This window comes from Bacillus sp. JZ105 (genome assembly GCF_053903125.1).
Map to the genome: position 1 here is coordinate 231,522 of NZ_CP096387.1, position 20,512 is coordinate 252,033.

The 20,512-nt window shown below is 42.5% G+C and carries 16 protein-coding genes; 5 read left to right on the plus strand and 11 right to left on the minus strand.

What is annotated here, in order from left to right; translation table 11 throughout:
* The first annotated feature begins 3 nt into the window (after positions 1 to 3).
* Positions 4 to 1,425 carry a glycoside hydrolase family 1 protein gene (locus M1D81_RS01320; RefSeq protein WP_456265880.1) on the plus strand — a complete coding sequence of 474 codons (1,422 nt, stop codon included), beginning with the start codon at positions 4 to 6 and terminating at the stop codon, positions 1,423 to 1,425.
* Between the two features lie 146 nt (positions 1,426 to 1,571).
* Here M1D81_RS01320 and M1D81_RS01325 read toward each other — a convergent pair whose 3' ends face one another.
* Positions 1,572 to 2,054, minus strand: a complete 483-nt coding sequence (locus M1D81_RS01325; RefSeq protein WP_456265879.1) for a hypothetical protein — start codon at positions 2,052 to 2,054, stop codon at positions 1,572 to 1,574.
* 839 nt (positions 2,055 to 2,893) lie between these two features.
* On the opposite strand from M1D81_RS01325, the gene arr reads away from it, so the two are divergent.
* Entirely contained in the window at positions 2,894 to 3,310 is a 417-nt protein-coding gene (arr, locus tag M1D81_RS01330) for an NAD(+)--rifampin ADP-ribosyltransferase (RefSeq protein WP_456265878.1), read from the plus strand.
* A 62-nt stretch (positions 3,311 to 3,372) separates the two neighbouring features.
* On the opposite strand, the gene M1D81_RS01335 is transcribed toward arr, so the two are convergent.
* Genes M1D81_RS01335 through M1D81_RS01360 form a run of 6 tightly spaced genes read right to left on the minus strand, consistent with a single transcriptional unit; the run spans position 3,373 to position 10,860 of the window.
* On the minus strand, positions 3,373 to 5,292 hold the full coding sequence (locus tag M1D81_RS01335; protein WP_456265877.1) for a BglG family transcription antiterminator: 1,920 nt from the start codon (positions 5,290 to 5,292) through the stop codon (positions 3,373 to 3,375).
* Positions 5,289 to 6,173, minus strand: coding sequence for an ROK family protein (locus tag M1D81_RS01340; protein WP_456265876.1), 885 nt, complete (start codon positions 6,171 to 6,173; stop codon positions 5,289 to 5,291). Before M1D81_RS01340 ends, M1D81_RS01335 begins: the two co-directional genes overlap by 4 nt.
* Before the next feature lie 56 nt (positions 6,174 to 6,229).
* Positions 6,230 to 8,893 carry a mannosylglycerate hydrolase gene (mngB, locus tag M1D81_RS01345; protein ID WP_456265875.1) on the minus strand — a complete coding sequence of 888 codons (2,664 nt, stop codon included), beginning with the start codon at positions 8,891 to 8,893 and terminating at the stop codon, positions 6,230 to 6,232.
* Between the two features lie 28 nt (positions 8,894 to 8,921).
* Positions 8,922 to 10,040: a PTS fructose transporter subunit IIC gene (locus M1D81_RS01350; protein WP_456265874.1), complete on the minus strand. Its 1,119-nt coding sequence runs from the start codon at positions 10,038 to 10,040 to the stop codon at positions 8,922 to 8,924.
* 35 nt (positions 10,041 to 10,075) lie between these two features.
* The gene (locus M1D81_RS01355; RefSeq protein ID WP_456265873.1) at positions 10,076 to 10,405 is read right to left on the minus strand and encodes a PTS fructose transporter subunit IIB; all 330 of its coding nucleotides are present in this window, start codon (positions 10,403 to 10,405) and stop codon (positions 10,076 to 10,078) included.
* Positions 10,402 to 10,860: a PTS sugar transporter subunit IIA gene (locus tag M1D81_RS01360; protein WP_456265872.1), complete on the minus strand. Its 459-nt coding sequence runs from the start codon at positions 10,858 to 10,860 to the stop codon at positions 10,402 to 10,404. Before M1D81_RS01360 ends, M1D81_RS01355 begins: the two co-directional genes overlap by 4 nt.
* A gap of 242 nt (positions 10,861 to 11,102) precedes the next feature.
* Between M1D81_RS01360 and M1D81_RS01365 the strand changes: the two genes are divergently transcribed.
* The gene (locus M1D81_RS01365) at positions 11,103 to 13,769 is read left to right on the plus strand and encodes a S8 family serine peptidase (protein WP_456265871.1); all 2,667 of its coding nucleotides are present in this window, start codon (positions 11,103 to 11,105) and stop codon (positions 13,767 to 13,769) included.
* A gap of 106 nt (positions 13,770 to 13,875) precedes the next feature.
* Positions 13,876 to 14,358 carry a hypothetical protein gene (locus M1D81_RS01370; RefSeq protein WP_456265870.1) on the plus strand — a complete coding sequence of 161 codons (483 nt, stop codon included), beginning with the start codon at positions 13,876 to 13,878 and terminating at the stop codon, positions 14,356 to 14,358.
* A gap of 458 nt (positions 14,359 to 14,816) precedes the next feature.
* Here the strand turns inward: M1D81_RS01370 and M1D81_RS01375 are convergent, their stop codons facing one another.
* The 4 genes from M1D81_RS01375 to mmuM form a co-directional block, all read right to left on the minus strand.
* Complete coding sequence (locus tag M1D81_RS01375) at positions 14,817 to 15,437, minus strand: hypothetical protein (protein WP_456265869.1); 621 nt, start codon at positions 15,435 to 15,437, stop codon at positions 14,817 to 14,819.
* 155 nt (positions 15,438 to 15,592) lie between these two features.
* Positions 15,593 to 16,755, minus strand: a protein-coding gene (locus tag M1D81_RS01380; protein ID WP_456265149.1) for an IS3 family transposase whose coding sequence is annotated in 2 segments (ribosomal slippage) — positions 15,593 to 16,479 and positions 16,479 to 16,755 — 1,164 coding nt in all. Because the reading frame shifts where the segments join, the coding sequence is not laid out codon by codon here.
* A gap of 87 nt (positions 16,756 to 16,842) precedes the next feature.
* Complete coding sequence (gene mmuP, locus M1D81_RS01385; RefSeq protein WP_456265868.1) at positions 16,843 to 18,246, minus strand: S-methylmethionine permease; 1,404 nt, start codon at positions 18,244 to 18,246, stop codon at positions 16,843 to 16,845.
* Positions 18,247 to 18,292: 46 nt separating this feature from the next.
* Positions 18,293 to 19,231, minus strand: coding sequence for a homocysteine S-methyltransferase (gene mmuM / locus M1D81_RS01390; RefSeq protein ID WP_456265866.1), 939 nt, complete (start codon positions 19,229 to 19,231; stop codon positions 18,293 to 18,295).
* A gap of 335 nt (positions 19,232 to 19,566) precedes the next feature.
* Between mmuM and M1D81_RS01395 the strand changes: the two genes are divergently transcribed.
* Positions 19,567 to 20,397, plus strand: a complete 831-nt coding sequence (locus M1D81_RS01395; RefSeq protein ID WP_024424393.1) for a YitT family protein — start codon at positions 19,567 to 19,569, stop codon at positions 20,395 to 20,397.
* Positions 20,398 to 20,512 lie beyond the last annotated feature (115 nt).

A 20,512-nucleotide genomic window follows, 5' to 3' on the forward strand; every position in this document is an offset into this window, starting at 1 on the left:
ATCATGAGATATTCAACACTAGCATCATTTCCAAAAGACTTTTTCTGGGGCGGATCTACTTCCGCCTATCAGGTAGAGGGTGCGTGGAACGAGGATGGCAAGGGGCCTTCTGTCATTGACATGAGAGCAAGTTATCCTGAAGGGACAACGGATTTTAAAGTCGCAAGCGATCACTATCACCGTTATAAAGAGGATGTGAAGATGTTTGCAGAAATGGGTTTGAAGGCTTATCGCTTTTCCATTGCGTGGACACGGATCATTCCAGATGGAAATGGGGAGATCAATCAAAAGGGGATTGAATTCTATCATTCTCTCATCGATGAATTGCGCCGCTATGATATTGAACCAATCGTGACAATGTATCATTTTGATCTGCCTCATGCGCTTCAAGTAAAGGGCGGGTGGTCTAACCGCGGGACAGTGGATGCGTTTGAACGCTATGCAGAGGTGCTATTCAAGGAGTATGGTCAGAAGGTAAAATATTGGCTGACCATTAATGAACAAAACATGATGATCTTACATGGATCAGCGCTAGGTACACTTGATCCAAATTTAGAAAACCCGAAAAAAGAACTGTATCAGCAGAATCATCATATGCTCGTTGCACAGGCAAAAGCCATGACACTTTGTCATCAAATGCTGCCTGAAGCGAAAATTGGACCAGCGCCAAACATCGCGCTCATTTATCCGGCTTCTCCAAAGCCTGAAGATGTGCTTGCTGCGGCGAATTACAATGCGATCCGCAACTGGCTTTATCTTGATATGGCGGTGTTCGGCCGTTATAACAACCTGGCTTGGTCGTACATGAAAGAAAAAGACATTCTTCCTGTCATCGAAGAGGGAGATATGGATATTTTGAAAAACGCGAAGCCAGACTTCATTGCCTTTAACTACTACACCTCACAAACGGTTGAAGCGAGTAAAGGAGATGGCAACGACGAATTTGCACGCGGCGGAGATCAGCATTTGAAATCAGGTGAAGATGGCGTCTACAAAGGCGGCAACAACCCATTCTTAAGCAAAAATGCGTTTGGCTGGGAGATTGACCCTGTCGGCTTCCGTTCAACAATGCGGGAGGTTTATGACCGCTATCAGCTGCCGCTTATTATCACGGAAAACGGATTGGGTGCATTCGACAAGTTAGAAGAAGATGGATCAATTCAGGATGATTATCGAATTGATTATTTAGAAAAACATATCGAGCAAATCAAATGGGCGATCACAGATGGCGTCGAGGTATTCGGATACTGCCCGTGGTCAGCCATCGACTTAATCAGCACACACCAAGGATGCTCCAAGCGCTACGGGTTCATCTACGTCAATCGCGACGAATTTGACCTAAAAGACCTCAAAAGAATTCGCAAAAAGAGCTCTTATTGGTATGAATCCTTGATTCAGCAAAATGGAGACAACATCGGGAAGTAACATATGAAAAAGCCAATCACCTTATGAGTAGGTGGTTGGCTTTTTTTCTTCGTTCACTTTATTGTCAAGATCATATTGTTTGAGTTGTTCTAAAATGATAGTCTAGTATTAAATTTTTTAAGAACAGAATGATAAACTGCTTTCTTTTATAATCCGAAGAAGATAACAATCCATTTTGCTGTTTCGAATGCTACATCAGGTGGAAGGCCTACCTGTATAAAAATTGCGGCTATTCCCTTTTCTTGTACATTTTGAACCTTTTCAATATAATCAGCTACTTTGTAAAACCCTGATTTAGCTTTCTTTGCATATTTCTTGCCTATTACTTTTGATAATGGTTTTTCTAAATATGTGCCTGACTTGCGAAGAGCCTGTACAGCAAGTTTTTTTGCTATTGTAGTGACAATATTTTTAGTTTGAGCTTCTTTATGCTGCGGTGGATTATATTTTGCGCCATTGTTTAGGAACATATGCATTTCAGATTGTGTCATTTGTCCAATTGGTGGATATTGCTGTTTGGCTGGAGATGTACTTGATTTTGCTAAAATAGAATTAGAGTGGAAAATTGAAGCTATCATTGTTATTGCCAACAAAAACAAAGTCATTTTTATATATCTTTTTTTAGTCAAGGTTGTTTTCTCCTTTATTCTCAGTTTTTTTATTAAACTTATTGAAAATAAATAATATTATGGCGGAAGCTATCAAACTTATAATCAAAGACTGTGAATTTATTTGAAAAATGTTTTTTATCCCGTTGATTAGCAGTGTCCATAATACGTAAATTGTGATGGCAGTAGGTATAAACATTCTGAACCATCTAGGAATTGATAACCAAGCTTTTAAAATCTTTGTAGAAAAGTTCCCCAAATATAATTCTCCTTTCTTAATTTTTTAAAACCCTTTAATTTCCTTTATAGGATTTTAATGTATTTTGAATTATGACATAACTATGCTTATGTTTAAAGAGTTGTTTGATTGATTTAAGAGAAAATTAAGGTTTATCTAGAGAAAAATTTTTGGTTGAGTTATACCCAGCCATATTTTTATTTTTGCATCCGTTCGATGAATTTTACTGTGATAGGTAATGTGAGTAATATAGGGGATTCATTCATTTTTTGTATTTTATGTTCATTACATTTCTTATCTCATAAAAAATTCAAAATGTTTTATTAATGAAGCTAATCTAATAAGCTAAAAGTGTTCTTTTGATTGGGGAGAGTTAACACAGTTTTACAGACAAGCAGGTGTAGAGGAATAAATATATTAACATGTAACCCTTTAACTCTTACCTTTGGGTTTAAAATGAGGTTGGATTGCAGTAGGTATTATAGCGACTGGAGATTACAATCACATCTAACTCTCTACTATTATTATACCCCGAATTTAATGAAATTTATAGACTGTTTCTCGCCCATATCTAGCCGTATACTGTTATACGCAAGTCAAAAACGATGAGGGGTGTGGCTGTATGAATGACAAGCAAAAGGTGTTAGATCCTGGGCCGTTTTTTCATGGGACAAAAGCGGAATTGAAGATTGGCGATCTGCTTGAACCGTTGTACTTGTCCAATTATCAGGATAAAAAATCGAACCATATCTATTTCACCGGAACACTAAACGCGGCCAAATGGGGTGCTGAATTAGCTAGGTCTGATGCGAAAGAAAGAATTTATATTGTAGAACCGTTAGGCGAGTTTGAAAATGATCCAAATGTGACTGATAAAAGATTTCCCGGCAACCCAACACGTTCTTATCGATCGAAATCTCCGTTGAAAATAGTCGCAGAATTAGGTGCATGGGAAAGACATTCCGATGAAGAAATCAATCATATGGTGAGCTCCTTAAAAAAATTAAGTGAAGAAGGAAAAAATGTCATATACGATTGATAATACGTATATCTAGATAACACGAAGGCCGCCTGATCAACTGGGCGGCCTTTTTTTCTATTTTATTGAAACAACGCATCCATCAGCTCATCAAATGTTTTGGCTTGCTTGAGCGAACGAATGCGGTCTGGATTGTCCAGTAAATCGACGGCCTGTTCAAAGAATTGGTTCATGCAGGCAGCGTCATCCTTATGAATCGCTAATAAAAAGACAATTGATACTTGGTCTCCCTGCCAGTCAATCGGTTGTTTTAAGTGTGCAATGGCTACAGAGGAGGTGCCTCCATTTGTGATGAGCGGGTGCGGCATTGCAATGCCGCTGCCAAGATAGGTAGACGACATTTGCTCCCGCTCAAGCACCGAGGACCGAAAAGAAGACGATACTAGCTGATGTGCCTCTAAACGGTTGCATAATGCGTCTAATACCTCATCTTTGCTGCTTAGATCAGTATTCATTAAAGTCAATCGCTCTTGAAAAAACGCCATCAGCTCTTTTGAGGGTGCCCCGTGTCCATTTAATAAATGAATAACTTCATTCACACGCTGTATATCGTGGTGTTCAAAAAAGGCGCTGACCTGAATGACTGGTTTCCCCTTTGATGTGAGTGGAACGGTTGTGATGATGACGTCACACGGCAAAGAGGTGCTCATGAGATAATCCTGATAGGAATAGAGCTCAACGATGTCAAGCTCGTGCTGAAAGGCTGCCTTCAATTTAATTTCAAGCAGCCTTGCCGTCCCTAGTCCAGACCCGCACACGATAATGGCTTTCTTTTTTTGCGAGGTATCGAGCTGACTTCTTTCAAATGAAGCAGCGATATGGAGGGCAACATATGCCGCTTCATCTTCATTTGGCGTCCGCACCAGCTGTAAGGCATTCAGTCCGCTGACAGCCAAATCAAACGGGTAAGGATAGGACGCTTTGATTTCATGTAAAAGCGGATTTTGTAATGATACGCCATATTGGATTCGATTTAATAATGGCTTCATATGAAGCATTAAGTCTTGCTGTAGGATGCTGTCATCAGCAAAACGATGACCGCTTATTTTTTCAATGTGCTGTAAAAAGACTGTAACCGCCTGCTGAACTTCCACTGTCGTCTGATGCTGGGCGGCTTCTTTCCACGTTTGATTCGCCAATAGATGCATGACTAAGTAATCTGTTTCATCCTCTGATAAGGTCACACAAAAAGTGTCACTCACCTGCTGTATGATTTTTTGTGCAATTCTCATCAAAACGGGTGATCTTTGTGTGCGGGCGGTACTGGCGGATATCCGCTGGTTTTTTCGTGTTTGCTGAATCGCAATGGCTAAGTGAATGACTAAATTTTTTAAGGCAATATCTTTAATGAGCAATGACTCTTGATGCAGGTTCGTCAACACAATAGATCGAATGGTTTCAAGAGAAATATCAGGAAAATGGAGCTGCTCCCGCTCGGTGATATGAGAGAGTGCAGGCTCTTCCTCAAGAAGTAAGTCTGCATAGCACGTTCTTTTTTGCAGCTCATCTCCTTCAATCTTTAAGCCAAATCCAGGCTTTGATACAAGGGTCATGCCGTAACGGGCTAACAGCTCTCGTCCTTTTTTTAAATCGCTGCTGACCGTCATGCGGCTGATAAACAGTTCTTCAGCCAGCTGGTCAATTTTTAAGTAATCTGATTGAAGCAGCAGCTTTCTCATCATAAATCGTACACGCTCTTCTGGCATGACGGGGACAAGAGAGCGGGCAGGAAGCTTTTGCTGATGAAGCCAAAGTAAGAAAGCATCTTGGTCACTCGTTAAAAGAGTATATCCCTTCCCGCGAATCGTTTTAATCATGGCCCCAGTTTCCTTTAAATACTCATTTGCTTCCTTGATTAAATTGCGGATAGAGCGGTCAGATAAGCGAAAAGAGGCAGTGAGCTCCTCCAGCTTCACGAACCCCTTCGTTTCAAATAGCCGCTGAATCAGCTGATAGGTTCGAGGATCTGCCGTCATCATCATTGCGCGGCTCCTTGCGCCTGTAAGGCATCAGTTCCAAGAGCGATGGCGCCCATTAAACCAGATAATCCATCAAAGGATGGTTTTGTGATAATTTCATGTAAAGGCTTTGGCAGCTGCAAATAGCCGTGAAGCCGTTTGTCTGTTTCATCAAGAATAAGCGGCAGCATAGCCGGCTGTTTCATCACGCCTCCACCTAGAATGATGCGTTCTGGTGAAAGGGTGAGCAGCAGGTTAGCAGTCATTTGCCCGAGATAGTAAGCATGAAGTGACCAGGCTGGATGATCCTCTGGCAGCATTTGTGCCAGTGTATGATAGCGTCCTTCTATGGCAGGTCCAGATGCCAGTCCCTCTAAACAGTCATGATGTATAGGGCAGCAGCCTCCGTAAGTGTCATGAGGATGCCGCTGAACGGTGATATGACCCATTTCTGGACGCAGCAATCCGTGAATGAGGCGATGTTCAATATAGGCACCGCCGCCTATTCCAGTCCCAACAGTAATATAGACCAAGGAGGCAGGCTTTTCTGCTTCAGTTGAAAAACGGACTTCTCCGAGTGCTGCACAGTTCACATCGGTATCAAGCTTCATCGGGATCCCGAGGGCTTGTTTTAAGGTAGAGAGGAAAGGGAATTGGCGCCAGGCTGTTTTTGGTGTGTCTAAAATCGTCCCATAGCTTGGGCTTTGCTCTTTCACATCGACAGGTCCGAATGCCCCAATTCCAATGGCATCGACACGATGCTGTGTAAAGTAATCGATCACTTGCCGGCATGTTTCATCTGGATTCCCTGTTGCAAAGGAAGTCATGTGTTCAATCGTTCCGTCTGTTGTTCCGTAGCCGCAGACAAATTTCGTTCCGCCTGCTTCAATGCCTCCAATTCGCATGATCAATGCCCTCCATTAAAGAGGGGCGGAATCCAATGGATCCCGCCCCTACATGTTCATTTTTTCTTTACAATGTAGGTTTGTACCTGACAAGGTGTAAGCGGTTCAATGTGTAATGATCCATGTTGTGCTTTGAGTATATGTCCTTCAGGTGTTTCTCCTAAATTCGCTGTTTCTCCGTGTTGTAGAGATGAACTATTGATTGAAGCGGCTGTTTGACGCGTTAAATATGGATTGAAGAGACGAATGACAATGCCTGTTCCATGCTCTTCTTTTTTCAGAGCGCTTAGAATGGCTCCATCTGTCTCGATGTCAAGCAGGCTATAAGTAGATTGTAAGTCTTCTTTTTCATCTCGGAAAGAGAAAATTAAACGACCGTTTAAAAAGTCTGCCCGCTCGTAGCATTGAACAGGGGTGGTGTACCGTTTGGCAAGCTGTGCTAAGTGTCCCTCGCTGACTGCGTCCTTGCCATAGTGCATACCAAATGAGAATGACAGTGCACCTTGCAGCTGAGCATCTGGTGTATCAACAATTTTTTCCCCAGATGCGCGTCCTGGACGGTAAAGAAGGTTTTCTTTCCCCATTTTTCCGAAGCAGCGGAAGAGCGTATACGCAATCGTTGTGTAGCCTTCTCCTGTGATCTGATATTCTCTCACGCAGTCGGTCAACAGAGCGGCACCATATGCTTCATCACGAAGTGCGGCAAAGGATTGCATCGGTTCAATGGTGATCGGTTTTTCTTCCCAATGTTCATTGTTCCACCATTCAAGCTCTTGCGTGAGCTCTGTTGGGCGTTCGATTGTACCAAACTGCTGATCGCTCAGTGATACGTTTGATGCGATGCCTGTATCAAAATGAACACGAAGGCGATGATCTAACGCATGGTTGTCGACATTTACATGAAAACGGATGACAGCATCGTCTTTGTTTAATGCTATCTTCGCTGTGATCGGAAGTGAAGTCGAAGCCGATTGCTGAGAGCGCTCCTCTAGGTCATACGGGACAGTGAGCTGAAGCTTGATGGTCAGCTCTTGCTGCAGGCCGCTTTTAGCCACTGAGATGTCTGCTGATGAAAGATCCTTGGATGACACATACAGGTCCTCACGAGGGGGTGAATAGTTGTAGGAATCCCCATCATCTCCGTTGTCTTCAAAGATCATTTGCTCAGAGAATGTCCGGCCAGTTTGTTTATCTGTGATGTCCAGTGATCCGTTGTCATTTGCCGCAATGCGGTAATACATATTTTCAATCACGCGTCCTTCAGTTTGTTCCCATGCCGATTCACTTGATTCATCGAAGACCATGCTGACCTGTGTATAACCAACTGACGGTAAGTCGAGGGCTTCAATCAGCAGCACAGCTTTCCATACTTGCTTTGGCATGTACACTTCTTTACTTGGGTTAAGAGAAATTTGCTGTGCCAGCACATAATCTGTGACATCGGTTTTGCTTTTCACTGTGTACTGAAGCGTTCTTCCATTAGCATCCTTTAACGTAAATGGACGTTCCGTGATAAAGGTTTCGACTTCAATGACTTCAGAACGCTTTGAAGGCAGGGTATTGAACAAGGTGAATGTGATTTCTTGCTCTGTTTGCAGTCGAATAGCGATGAGACGCATGTGTAAGTCCACAAGATTCTCAGCGATTTCCTTTGCCTGTTTGTAGCGGAAGAAGACGTCTTGATTTGTCGTGTCGCTATTACAGCCGCCAATGCTGTCATGCGCTGCATTTTCAAACATGAGGTACCAAATATCGCGAACCGTATCATGCGGATAGTCGTGTCCGAGAGAATAGCTGATCGTTAGGATGGGCTCCATCACATTCACGAGATAGTTTTCAATTTGATTGTTTAAGATTTTTAAATCCGCTCGTGTTGAAAAGATCGATTTGTGAATCCTCATATGCTTCGCGTGAATAAGCTCTCCGTGTAATGTCTCAAAAGATGTCCGTTCTTTTTTCACTGCTGCAATATAATCTTCTAAACTGCTGATTTCATAGTGATGCTCGTCAAGTTCATTGGCTTTTTCTAATAAATCAGGCAGGTTTTTGCGGATCGGTGCTTGGTCAAAGCCATTCGGGAAATAGACATTTTTTGTGGTTGCCTTTGCTTGCAGTGCACCGATCTTTTCAGATAAAAAGGCTTGTAAATCCTCATCCTTCTCAGGGATATTTCCACCGTAGTAGTAGCCGAATGGCAGATTCACAGCAAAGACTTCACTGCCGTCAGCACCGAGCCAATTGAATTCAGTATGGTTCGTCATATGGTCAGAAACACCGCGCCAAAATGCCGTATCGACAATGCCGAAGCCGCGATAAATTTGAGGCATTTGTGCGGATTGACCGAAGGAATCAGGGACATAGCCGACTTTCATCACGTGGCCGAACTGCTGACAGCGTTCAATCCCATATTGCAGGTTCCGCACAATCGATTCACCTGAAATGACGAGCTGGTCGGTTTGGGTATACCATGGGCCGATGATGAGACGTTTCGCTGTGACAAGCTTTTTGATTCGAGTCTCATCCTCTGGCCGCCATTTCAGATAATCATCTAATAAGGAAGCCTGGGCATCGAGCATGAAGTAATGGAACCTTTCATCTGTTTCAAGGGTATCTAAGATGTCCATTACGCTTTTCATTAAGTAAATACGGGAGCGGGAGGTGGTGAAATACCATTCCCGGTCCCAGTGAGTATGTGGAATCACATGTACATTGACAGTCATTGATCAACGACACCTTTCTTCGTTCAAATTATCCTTCTAGCACAAGGTCAAAATCGTCTTCTTCTTTTTGCTTCTGATCATGTTCCGGCGTTTTTGGCTCTTTTTTCTCAGAGAAATTCACAAGCAGGTTGGCGCCAATACCGATGACGAGTGCGCCAGTTAGAGCTCCGATTAAATAAGCCCACCAGTTTCCGACTGAGAAGAAGCCGTATAGCCCGCCAATTGGCGGCATGATGTCATGAACTCCTAATAATGCAGCGACCCCGCTTCCAACAGCACATGCGACAACATTGAGCGGAATCAATTTCAAAGGATTGACGAGGGTAAAAGGGATCGCCCCTTCCGTAATACCGATAATGCCCATGACAAGGCCGCCTCGTCCTGCTTCTCTAAAGGTTGGGGAGAAGTTGCGTTTTCGAATCAATGTCGCAAGCCCGTATCCAAGCGGTGGAATGACAATCGCAATATTGACGAGAATGGCAGGGAGGTAGACACCTGATAGAAAGAGGGCGTTACCAGCCATCCACGCTGATTTATTCACCGGTCCGCCAAGATCGAAGCCAATCATCGCACCTAAAATGAGAGCGAGTGCGAGTGTGCTTGTTCCATCAGCGACCATACCTTTGATCCATTCAATTAATGCCGTGTTCAAAGCGCCTAATGGGCCGCCCAGAAGAACTGACATAAGAAGTCCGGTTAAGCCAACGGTAATAAGCGGCAGGATGAGCAGAGGGACGAGCCCAGCTGCAGAGCCTTGAATTTGAATTTTTCTTTTCACAAAAAGAGCCACATATCCTGCGAAGAAGCCTGCAATGACGGCACCAATAAAACCAGCATTGGTTGAGCTGGCGAGAGCACCGCCGATAAAACCGGCTGCAAGACCTGATTTATCCGCAATGGAATAGGCGATAAATCCAGCGAGCAGAACGTTCATTAAGCCAATGCCTGTCCAGCCGACCTGCTCCATTAAATAGGCACTGTGCAGTATGCCGCCAGCATCCTTATAGGTGTTTAAATCTGAAACACCAAACCCTAATCCGACCAGTTTTGCTAAACCAACGATAAGTGAGGCGCCGATGATTACAGGAAGAATATAAGAAATACCGGTCATGAGATGGCCTTCAATGACTTTTAATTTTGCTTTCATTTTCTTTGCTCCTTTCTATATGGCATTGCTCATGTTTATTGAGATTCAGACTTTTTCTTTTCTACAAGTGCTACAGCTTTGGTGATAATTTGCTCGGCATTTTTTAAGGCACGTCCGATCTCGACACGTACAGTGGGAATGCCTGAGAAGCGTTCCGCATCGTTGATATGCTGATTTGAGGCAATGATGCAGAGGTCTGCCTGCTGTGCTTCCTCTACTGTAATGCCGTTCACCTGTCCCATAATCCCCTGCTGTTCGATTTTGATCTCGTGTCCGAGCTGTTTACCTGCATTTTCTAACGCTTTGGCCGCCATTGGAGTATGAGCTAACCCTGCTGGACATGAAGTGACACCGACAATTTTCATTGTGTAATCCCCTCTTTCAATTGTTGTTCAATGACTTCGTAATAGTAATCAGCTGTTTGACCTGGTTGAATCTTCTCGATAAAAGCAGGTTCCATTAGACTGGTCGCAATACCTGACAGTAATTTCAGATGTGTGATATTTGCTTCTTCTAGTGGAACGAGCAGTGTAAATAAATAGCTTGTGGGCAAATCGTCGAAGCTTCCCCATTCAATGGGTTGTTCAAGTTCTAAAAAAAGAAGTGAAGCCGTTTGTACAGCGGAGCTTTTTGTATGTGGAATGGCGAAGCCTTGCTGAAGTCCTGTTGAGACTTCGTCTTCGCGTGTCAACAAATCTGCTAATAGCCCCGCCTGATCGTTTGTAATCTGAAGGTCTTCAGCTTTCTCGGAAATGTATTGTAAAATCTCATTCTTTGATTGTCCGTTTACTTGTGTGAAAACATGATCTTTTTGGAACAAGCTGATCCCTTCTCTCTTGTTTGTTAAGCGCTTACAAGTTGATTGTAATGTACTTTTCAGTATGGTTAAATAGCATCATTTTCCGTTTGAAATGGCAAAAAGTTTATGAAGCTATCTGTCTTGCTGACTGAATATCTCAAATCCTAGCTTAAAACGAGTTTAATTATGTAAAAAACAGATTCTACTAAATGTCTTTCTGTGATATTCTTCCAAGGTATCATAAAAGATAAGGGGGTCTTTTCATGTTCAAAAAGCAGGTCAAATCCTGTGTGATCATACTCATGGCCATCATTCTATGTATGGCAGCATTACCTGGATACGAGGCAGCAGCTGCCAGTCATGGAACAAGTGTCAATGAAGCCATTGGGTTAAAAAATGGTGAAGTCATCTCAGGTACATTACAGAATGAAAAGGAAGAGTCATGGTATCAAATCACGCCAACTGCACAAGAGGTGGCAAAACATACACACATGCAAATTTCTGTGAAAAGTAAACAAGTGCTGTCCGTATCGGTCTATCCAAGTAAGGACAGAGCGATGAAGGATGACACATATTCAAGATATCGCGTGGACACAGCGAGCGGAGAGACAGAGATCAACTTCCCGCATGCATGGTCAGGTCCCTATTATGTCAAAGTGCTCTATTTAGGGTCAGAGGAAGACAGCCGTGATGAGGAAGAGGATGCGGCCTATACAATCGGATATAAAGGAGCTAATCTTCCGCCTTCTGAACCTGTTTTTCCTGAAGAAGATGAGCCTGAAATCATCATTATTGAGAAAAAGTACGGGCGTGAAATTCTTCAATCGATTCGTACAATCGAAGATAAACGATTCAATGAAACGGCAGAAGGTCAAAAGCTTTCGCGTCTGCTCCAAAAGACAAAACCGTTTCTCAAATCAAAGCTCATCAAACATCAAAAAGAGCAGCAAAAGGTATACAACCATCTGCTCACATTAAAAACACTGCTAAGTGACGTAGAGAAAAATGGTGCATTTAGCGGTCATATCGTAACAGAAAAAGAACAACAGGCGATCGGCTCCCTTTTTGATCTGCTCAAAGAAGCAAGTCCGGCATATTTAAAAAAGGAATTAGAAGCCGTCAGTCAAAAAATTGGCATTGATCAGCTTGAAGGAAAGTCAGTAGGTTATGTATTAGAGAAACAAAATCTTGTAAAAGAAGAGAAAGTTAAAACGAATAAGATCATTTTTAAATTAAAGGATGGCCAAACACTTCAATCTGCGAAAAAGAAAATGAAAAGCTACGGCATCCAAGAAAACCGTGTGACATCACAGTCAGTTAGTCCTTTATTCAAAGGAATGTATGTCTATGATGTGCCAGCAGGGCAAGAATCAGCTGGAAAGACACTAAAAGCAGGCAAAGCGGTCATCAAAAGCACGGCAAGAAAGCTTTCGAGCATGCCGAATGTTGAATTTGCAGAGCCTGTTCAAACTTATCGTGCGCTAAGCAACGACGCGCAGTATGCTTATCAGTGGCCGCTGAAAAACAGTGCGCAAAACAGCGGGAAAAAAGGCGCTGACGTCAAATTTGAACAAATGAATACACTGATTGGCACAAGCAAAATGAAGCAGACATTAATTGCTGTTGTGGATACAGGTGTAGACAGCCGTTTGACAGATTTAAACGGGACTGTTCGTACAGACTTAGGTGCGAATCTCATTGGACGAAACAAAGATGCGATTGATGACAATGGACACGGTACGCATGTGGCAGGCATCATTGCCGCAAAATCCGATAATCATTACTCAATGGCAGGTCTCAACCAACATACGGGCATCATTCCGGTGAAGGTGCTGGATGCCTATGGCTTTGGCGATACAGAGCATATTGCACTTGGGATCAAGCATGCAGTGGACAAAGGCGCAAAGGTGATCAACATGAGCCTTGGCGGCTACTACAGCAGAGTGATTGAATATGCCATGAATTATGCTGCTCAAAGAAATGTACTAGTCGTCGTGGCAAGTGGAAATGATGGCGTACCAGAAATGGGCTACCCTGCGACGTCAAAATACGCAATGGCGGTTGGCGCAAGCAACCGTATGGATATTGCCGCTGAGTTCTCAAGCTATGGCAAAGGACTGAGCATGTCAGCACCAGGGTCGGATATTCCGAGCCTCATGCCTGATGGGAATGTCTCATACCTTAGCGGGACATCAATGGCGACACCATATGTGGCAGCAGCAGCAGGGTTACTGCTTTCTAAAAATCCATCCTTAAAGCCAAATCAAGTGAGAAATCTTTTGCAAAGTACAGCAGATGACATCTCATTTAAATCTATTGATGGAAAAGACGACGTTTTCTATGATGAAAACGAGGAGCCAATTGTCGATCCGAAAATCCCAGGAATTGATTGGATGACAGGACATGGCAGACTGAATGCATTTGCTGCATTAAGTGCTGTCGAATTGAATGCATCAGTGAACAAAGTGGAAGATCAGCATCAAAAGGTGACAGGTCAAGCAAAAGCCGGTGCTGCTATTTCTGTGTATAGAGGCAAAACGCTGCTTGGAAAAGGCACAGCAGGCAAAAAAGGAACCTTTAGTGTGAAGATTAAGCATCAGAACAAAAACAAGGTCCTTCACATTAAAATGTCAAAAGGAAAGGCCGCTACGACGCTCAAAACCGTCGTGAAAAAAGGCAAAGCACCTGCTAAGCCGAAAGTCAGCAAAGTAACCGTCAAAAGTAAAGCGGTCAAAGGGACTGCGGGTGCAGGTTTGACCATTAAAGTGAAAAACAAATCAAAGAAAGTCATCAAAACAGTCAAAACCAATAGCAAGGGCGCATTTACTGCCCAAATAAAACCACAAAAAGCCAAAACGGTTTTATATGTGACCGCATCAGATGTGAGAAAAAGAGAAAGCAAAGCGGTAAAAGTGGTTGTGAAAAAATAAAAGAAGAACTTCCCTTTCTAAAAAAGGGAAGTTCTTTTGTTTTATACTGGAAAAATACCAATTCCTGTCGATAGTAATATAGTAGGAAAAAAAGGAGGATTTATCGATGAAAAAAATCATGTTTGCTTTCGTTCTATCATTACTTCTCGTATTCCCAACCTTTGCACATGCTGAAGAAACAGGTGCAGTACCAGCATCTGTAGAAGTAACGAGTGTCACAGCAGCTGATAGTGGAATAGTGAATTACGGCTATGGCAGTAAATATCGCGTGGGTTCTTATTATCCAGCTACGTTTAAAGGGACACTAAAAGATGCAAGCGGAAACCTCATGCCTCACCAGCCGATCAAGCTTTATTTTGAAGCAGCCATCAAATCATATGCTCAAACAGCGACAGGCACAACAGATGAGAATGGACAGTTTTCGCTGACGTTTCAAGTTCCTGCAGGTGCAGGCTACCAATCATACAATAATGCAGGCTGGTCAACACATTACTACGATATCGTTCCAGTGACGTTCACGTCAAACGACATCAAACTATCTTCAAATGTCACAAGTGTGTACCATTTGGCGTATACATCACGTTACTAATCTCATAGAAAAAAGGATGTCACTTGATGACATCCTTCAGCGTGTAGACAAACCCTCGCATTCTGTGTCAGGTCTGCGCTCCGGTACTCACGAATGTCAAATTCGCTCCGTTCCAGTACTCGTCCTTCCTAGACTGCAAAGGTTTTCTATCACGCTGCAAAGGGCTAAAATGAAAATCATTTTAGCCCTTTTTTTTGTTAGCAAACCTGCTGGGCGGCAACCGAAAGAGTCAATAAACAAATACTCATCAGCCGTTCTTCCCAGATTCGATCGAGCGTTTAACTTTTAATCTTGAGCTTTGATAGATAAGAACTTTCACACTTGAACTTTGATCCTTGAACGTTCAGCTTTGAGCTTTTATCAAGGATCATCCTAAGATGATCATCAGATGAGGAGGGAATGACCTTTCCCTCGGAGGTGTTTAGTCCTATCGATTTTCGGCTCACTAACAAAATCAATTAATCGATCTGTATTTTCGTTAGTGTATTGCTTTCAGACAAGGAAAAATCAACTTCCATTTGAAAATCTTCAATTTCTTTCGAAAGCTGTTCAATTTTCACTCGAAGGCGAAGCGGATCGATGATCACCGCCTCATTTTCAGCTAGAAAAGACTTCACGATCTCTTGGTTGGCAGCCGCTTGTGTCTTTCCATCTTTCCCAAACAAGGTTTCTAAATGCTGATCAAGTCTCTTTTTTACATCTTCATTCGTTTGTTCAGCTTTGTCGACCAGCTCTTTGTACACTTGTTTCATTTTCCGTAAATAACGAATATCGTAGTCTATCGACGTCTTTCGTTCAATCGCCTCTGCCACCGTCATACGGACACCCGCCACATCAATCATTGTGGTTGCATTCGATACAACGATGGCTGATTTGATGGCATTCCGGCGTTTGATTAAAGCTCGAATCGATTGATCATCAGCCTTTGCCTTTTTTTCAATCTCTTCTTGATTCTGAAATCCGTGCTGTATATGTTTGCCGATCATTAATCCACCAAGTACGGCTTCATCAACGGTTCGGTTGATTCTTTTATCTAACATTTTCAGTTCACTTAATGCTCTTGTAATGGTCATTTCCATATTCACGACAACTCCCTTGGTTCATCCTGAAAATCATAGATTCCTATCATATACCAAAGTGTGCTTCTTTTACTAGCGATATCCTTTTTTGTCAGATGAAAAAACCTGATGTTTAGACTGACATAGCAGATTGAGACACAAATAAAACACCCTTATTAGGTTGCCATGCTACCAAATGTTTTTGGTGCGTGGTAGCCTAATTTTTTTTGGATACGCTCTTCATTATAATACTTGATGTAACGGTCGATTCGTTGCCTGACATCTTTTTCTGATATAGAGTTGAACTTTGTAAACATAAATTCCTCTGATTTTAAGCTGGAATGGAATGATTCAATCACTGCGTTATCCCAACAGTTACCTCGTCTAGACATACTGCTTGTGAGGTTCCTTACCCCCAGCTCCTTTTGATATGCATACGAACTGTATACACTTCCTTGATCTGAATGCACAAGTACACCTTTAGGCGAATTCCTTTTCTCTAAAGCTGCTCTCAATGTGTCCAATATGAGTGATGTCTGTTGGTGATCATCTAGGGTGTAGGCAACAACTTCGTTGTTGTACAAATCCATAATGGTCGAAAGGTAGAGCGTTCTTGGTCCATACTGAATATAAGTAATATCTGTTACCCATTTTAAATTCGGGTGTATTGCGGTGAAGTTTCGATTTAATATATTTGGGGCAATGATGACAGATTCCCCTTTTGATTTCCATTTCCTTTTACGCTTCACACGACATTGAAGATGGTATTTTTGCATGATGCGCTGTATAGTATTTCGGTTTCGTTTGATATCATATTGACGCTGAAGTAGCTTTCGGATCTTACGATGGCCGTACCGGAACGACGTTTCGGTACATAAGGAAATAACAGCCTTCTCCACTTGTGATTTTTTACGTATTCCTTCGGATACCCAACGATAATAGGTCGATCTGGCGACCTGCAAAATACTTAAGACAGACTTTACTGTATATTTCTTCCGTAATCTCTCGATCAAATACAAGGTTACTCCCTTTTCAACTCCTCTACGATCTCCAAATACTTTTTTAGAATTTCATTCTCCATCTTAAGGTGTTCAACCTGCCTATTCACTTTTTCCTCTTTGGATACATTGTCAGGTCCATGCCCGAAGCTATATTGTTTTCCAATTGGCTGATCGAATCGATGTAACTGATTTCCTCGATACCACTTCATCCATGTTTTAATCTGAGATACATTCTTTATATGATATTTATCCATAATTTGTTGATTGGTAAACTGCCCGCTTAATTTATCTTTCACAACCGCCCATTTTATTTCAGCTGAATATTTGTTTTTTTTCATAAAAAATACCCTCCAAATTAGCACTTAGTTTAAGTGTATCACTTGAAGGGTGTTTTTTTATGTCCCATTTGACTAGGTTAGTCTAGTTTATACACCAGGTTTTTCTCGTTTTTTCTGAATCCAAGCTGTCACGTAATAGGCAGCATAGCAGAACGCAATGAAAGGAACGCCGCAGATGAGGGCAATCCGCTGATTTGGGTCAAACGCAATGCCAATGACAGATGCAAGACATAGGAGGAAGGCTGCAATCGGAACTACTGGATAGAGCGGTGTTCTAAAGGATAAATCATGAAGCTGTCCGCCTTCCTGTAAAAATCTTTTCCGAAACATAAACTGTGAGGCAGCAATCCCCATCCATACGACGACAACGGCCAGTCCAGAGATTGACACTAGGACAAGGTATACCGTTTCTGGTGCGATCACGCTCGATAGCAAAGAAAGAATACCACCGATCATACTTAAAATGAGTGCATTCAAAGGAATGCCTTTTGACGTCAGCTTCGCCAGTTTTTTAGGAAGTGTCCGTTCCTCAGAAAGCGACCAAAGCATACGGGATGATGCGTATAATCCTGAGTTTGCGGCAGATAAGATCGCAGTCAGGATGACAAAATTCATGAAATCTGCGGCATAAGGAATCCCGATACGATCAAATACCACGACAAAAGGGCTTTTGATCACCCCGGCTTCTTCTACTGGAATCAAGCCAGCTAACACAACGATCGTTCCAACGAAAAACAGGACGAGACGCAGGACGGTTGTGCGAATTGCTCTTGGAATGGTCTCGTCAGGATTGACGCTTTCACCCGCAGCAATCCCAATCAACTCCGTACCTGAAAAAGCAAAGTTGACAGCAAGCATCGTCATTAAAATTGGTAAAAAGCCGTTTGGGAAAAGTCCGCCTTCGCCAGTGAAATTAGAAAAGAACGGAGCGGCCTCACCGCCCTTTAGTGGAATCAAACCAAACATTGCAGCTCCGCCAAGAATAATAAAGAGAATAATAGCCATCACTTTAATACTGGAAAACCAAAACTCTGATTCTGCAAAAAACTTGACCGTAAATGCATTCAGTAAAAAGATGAGAAGAGCAAAAACGCCACTCCACATCCAAACTGAAGTGTCTGGAAACCAGCGCTGCATTAATAGTCCGGCCGCTGTAAATTCCGAACCGAGTGCCACTGTCCACGTCAGCCAGTATAGCCAAGCGACCGTATAGCCTGTACCAGGTCCAATGTATTTTGTTGCATACGTATGAAAAGCCCCTGTGACCGGCATTGCGACAGACAGCTCGCCTAAACAAAGCATCACGAGGTAGACAATTAAAGCCCCGACAAGATAGGCAAGAATGGTCCCCGCAGGTCCGGCCTGATTGATGGTATACCCAGAGCTTAAAAAGAGCCCTGTTCCAATGACGCCGCCTAGAGAAAGCATGAACAGGTGCCGGCTCGTCATTTTTCGTTGATATTGTTGTGACTGATCTTTTGCTTGTTCCATGTCTTCCCGCCCTTTTGCTTAGAAGTATGTGTGATGATTCATGATGCTATGATGTGGTTCGTTTTAAGATGTCATTGATATCTTCTGGGGTCGTCCGGCAGCAGCCGCCGATGATATGCGCGCCGTCTTTGTACCATTGATGCGCACATTCCCCAAAAGTAAGATGAGACGTATCTCCGTTCCATACCTTTTCTTCAGGATCATATATTTCACCTGAGTTTGGATAAACCACAATCGGTTTGCTCGTTCCCTTTTTCATCTCTTGAATAAGAGAAGTAATAAATTGCGGCGGCGTACAGTTCACGCCGACAGCAGCGATTTGTTCATAAGGCTCAAGCGCCTGTACACATTCTCGTATGGAATCACCTTCACTAATGTGCAGGCCATCCTTTGCGCTGAATGTGATCCAAGCAGATACCCCGCTGAATTCATCCTGCAGCAGCTTTGCAATGGCTGTTGCTTCAATCAGACAAGGAATCGTTTCACATGCAAGAATATCTGCCCCCGCTTCTACTAACGCCTGAATTCTAGGTCTGTGAAAATCAATGAGAGCCTGCTCTGAGAGACCATAATTTCCTTTATATTCTGAACCATCAGACAAATAAGCGCCGAATGGCCCCACAGATCCAGCGACAAATGGTTTTGTCCGCCCTTCACGACGCGTTTCATCCTGCCAAAAAAGATCGCGTGCCTCTTTCGCTAAAGTGACAGAGCGTTTCATGAGTTCAATCGCTTCTTCTTTTGAATAGCCTTTTTCAGCAAAGCCTTCAATCGTTGTTTGGTAGCTGGCGGTTGTTGCGCAGTCAGCACCTGCTTGGAAGTAGTCCAAGTGTACTTGCTGAATCAATTGTGGCTGTTCAATAAGTATTTTGGCTGACCATAAACGATCGTTTAAGTTACAGCCCTTTCGTTCAAGCTCTGTTGCTAATGCACCGTCTAAAATCAAAGGTGCGTGAGCCTGTAAACGGCTTTGAATAGGATTCATTGGAATCAAACAGCCTCCTTTTTAGATCGGAAATGATGGGTATGATATGAGGCAGTAGTTTAAATGACTAAAGTGTTTTTGTCAAGGAGAGGAAAAAGCATCATAGGGCGGAAAAACCCAGAAAACATGCGGGTTTTGATGCATAAAAATGCAGTCAAAATAATAGAAAACCAAGTCATTGACAGCCTCTAAAAAGAGATATATATTATGGAAAGATTGATTTCAGAAAGCTTCATCAAAAGGCGCCGTCTTTTGATTTTATGTTGTCCAACGACTGTCTTCTTTCGTGCAGAAAGAGGGTTTTTTATATGCTTAAAAAAGGAGGAAAGAAGAAATTGAAAAAATGTGTAAAAGATATAGCGATGATTCTAGTTGGTTCTTTTTTATTTGCCGCAGCAGTGAACATGTTTGTCATTCCGCTTGAATTTGGTGAAGGCGGTGTCACGGGGCTGTCCATCATTTTTTATTATTTGTTTGAAATAGCACCGTGGCTGACGAACCTTGTGTTGAATGCGATCTTATTACTTGTGGGATATAAATACTTGGACAAAAAGACCACGATTTATACGGTGGTTGCCGTTGCAAGTAACTCCCTATTTTTACACCTGACCACAACATGGGTCGTGAATGTACATGAATTGATTATTGGAGCGATTTTTGCAGGAATTATCATTGGTATTGGAATTGGTCTTGTACTAAGAGCAGGCGGAACAACGGCGGGTTCTGCCATTCTCGGAAGAATTGCCAACAAGTATTTAGACTGGAACGTGAGCTATGCCATCTTGTTCTTTGATCTGATCGTTGTATTTGCTTCCTACTTTATTATTGGTGCGGAAAAATTAATGTTTACCATTGTGATGCTGTACGTGGCGACAAAAGTGATGGACTTTGTGATAGAAGGACTTAACACGAAAAAGGCAGTGACGATTATTTCTTCATGCAAAGATGATATTGCGGAAGAAATCAATCACACCCTGGACCGAGGCGTAACGATTTTAAACGGACGCGGTCATTATTCAAAGGAATCGAAGGAAATTCTGTACGCAGTCATTCAAAAGCAGGAGCTCATGCGCCTTAAGAAAATTATTAAGAAAATAGATCGAGACGCATTCGTGGTTGTCCATGACGTACGCGATGTGTTCGGAGAAGGATTTGTAAATATATAAAAATGAGAAGTAGACAAAGAGCTAAAAGATCCTAAAAAGGGTCTTTTTTTTATTCTCTATACCTCTTGTCACATAATACTATGTAATATATAGTATAAAGAGTTAGGAGTTGTAA

Excerpts from the sequence above, each read along its gene's own strand:
- M1D81_RS01320 (WP_456265880.1), top strand. The coding sequence starts at position 4 with ATGAGATATTCAACACTAGCATCATTTCCAAAAGACTTTTTCTGGGGC.
- arr (WP_456265878.1), top strand. The coding sequence starts at position 2,894 with ATGAATGACAAGCAAAAGGTGTTAGATCCTGGGCCGTTTTTTCATGGG.
- M1D81_RS01335 (WP_456265877.1), bottom strand. The coding sequence starts at position 5,292 with ATGATGATGACGGCAGATCCTCGAACCTATCAGCTGATTCAGCGGCTA.
- M1D81_RS01340 (WP_456265876.1), bottom strand. The coding sequence starts at position 6,173 with ATGCGAATTGGAGGCATTGAAGCAGGCGGAACGAAATTTGTCTGCGGC.
- mngB (WP_456265875.1), bottom strand. The coding sequence starts at position 8,893 with ATGACTGTCAATGTACATGTGATTCCACATACTCACTGGGACCGGGAA.
- M1D81_RS01350 (WP_456265874.1), bottom strand. The coding sequence starts at position 10,040 with ATGAAAGCAAAATTAAAAGTCATTGAAGGCCATCTCATGACCGGTATT.
- M1D81_RS01355 (WP_456265873.1), bottom strand. The coding sequence starts at position 10,405 with ATGAAAATTGTCGGTGTCACTTCATGTCCAGCAGGGTTAGCTCATACT.
- M1D81_RS01365 (WP_456265871.1), top strand. The coding sequence starts at position 11,103 with ATGTTCAAAAAGCAGGTCAAATCCTGTGTGATCATACTCATGGCCATC.
- M1D81_RS01370 (WP_456265870.1), top strand. The coding sequence starts at position 13,876 with ATGAAAAAAATCATGTTTGCTTTCGTTCTATCATTACTTCTCGTATTC.
- M1D81_RS01375 (WP_456265869.1), bottom strand. The coding sequence starts at position 15,437 with ATGGAAATGACCATTACAAGAGCATTAAGTGAACTGAAAATGTTAGAT.
- mmuP (WP_456265868.1), bottom strand. The coding sequence starts at position 18,246 with ATGGAACAAGCAAAAGATCAGTCACAACAATATCAACGAAAAATGACG.
- mmuM (WP_456265866.1), bottom strand. The coding sequence starts at position 19,231 with ATGAATCCTATTCAAAGCCGTTTACAGGCTCACGCACCTTTGATTTTA.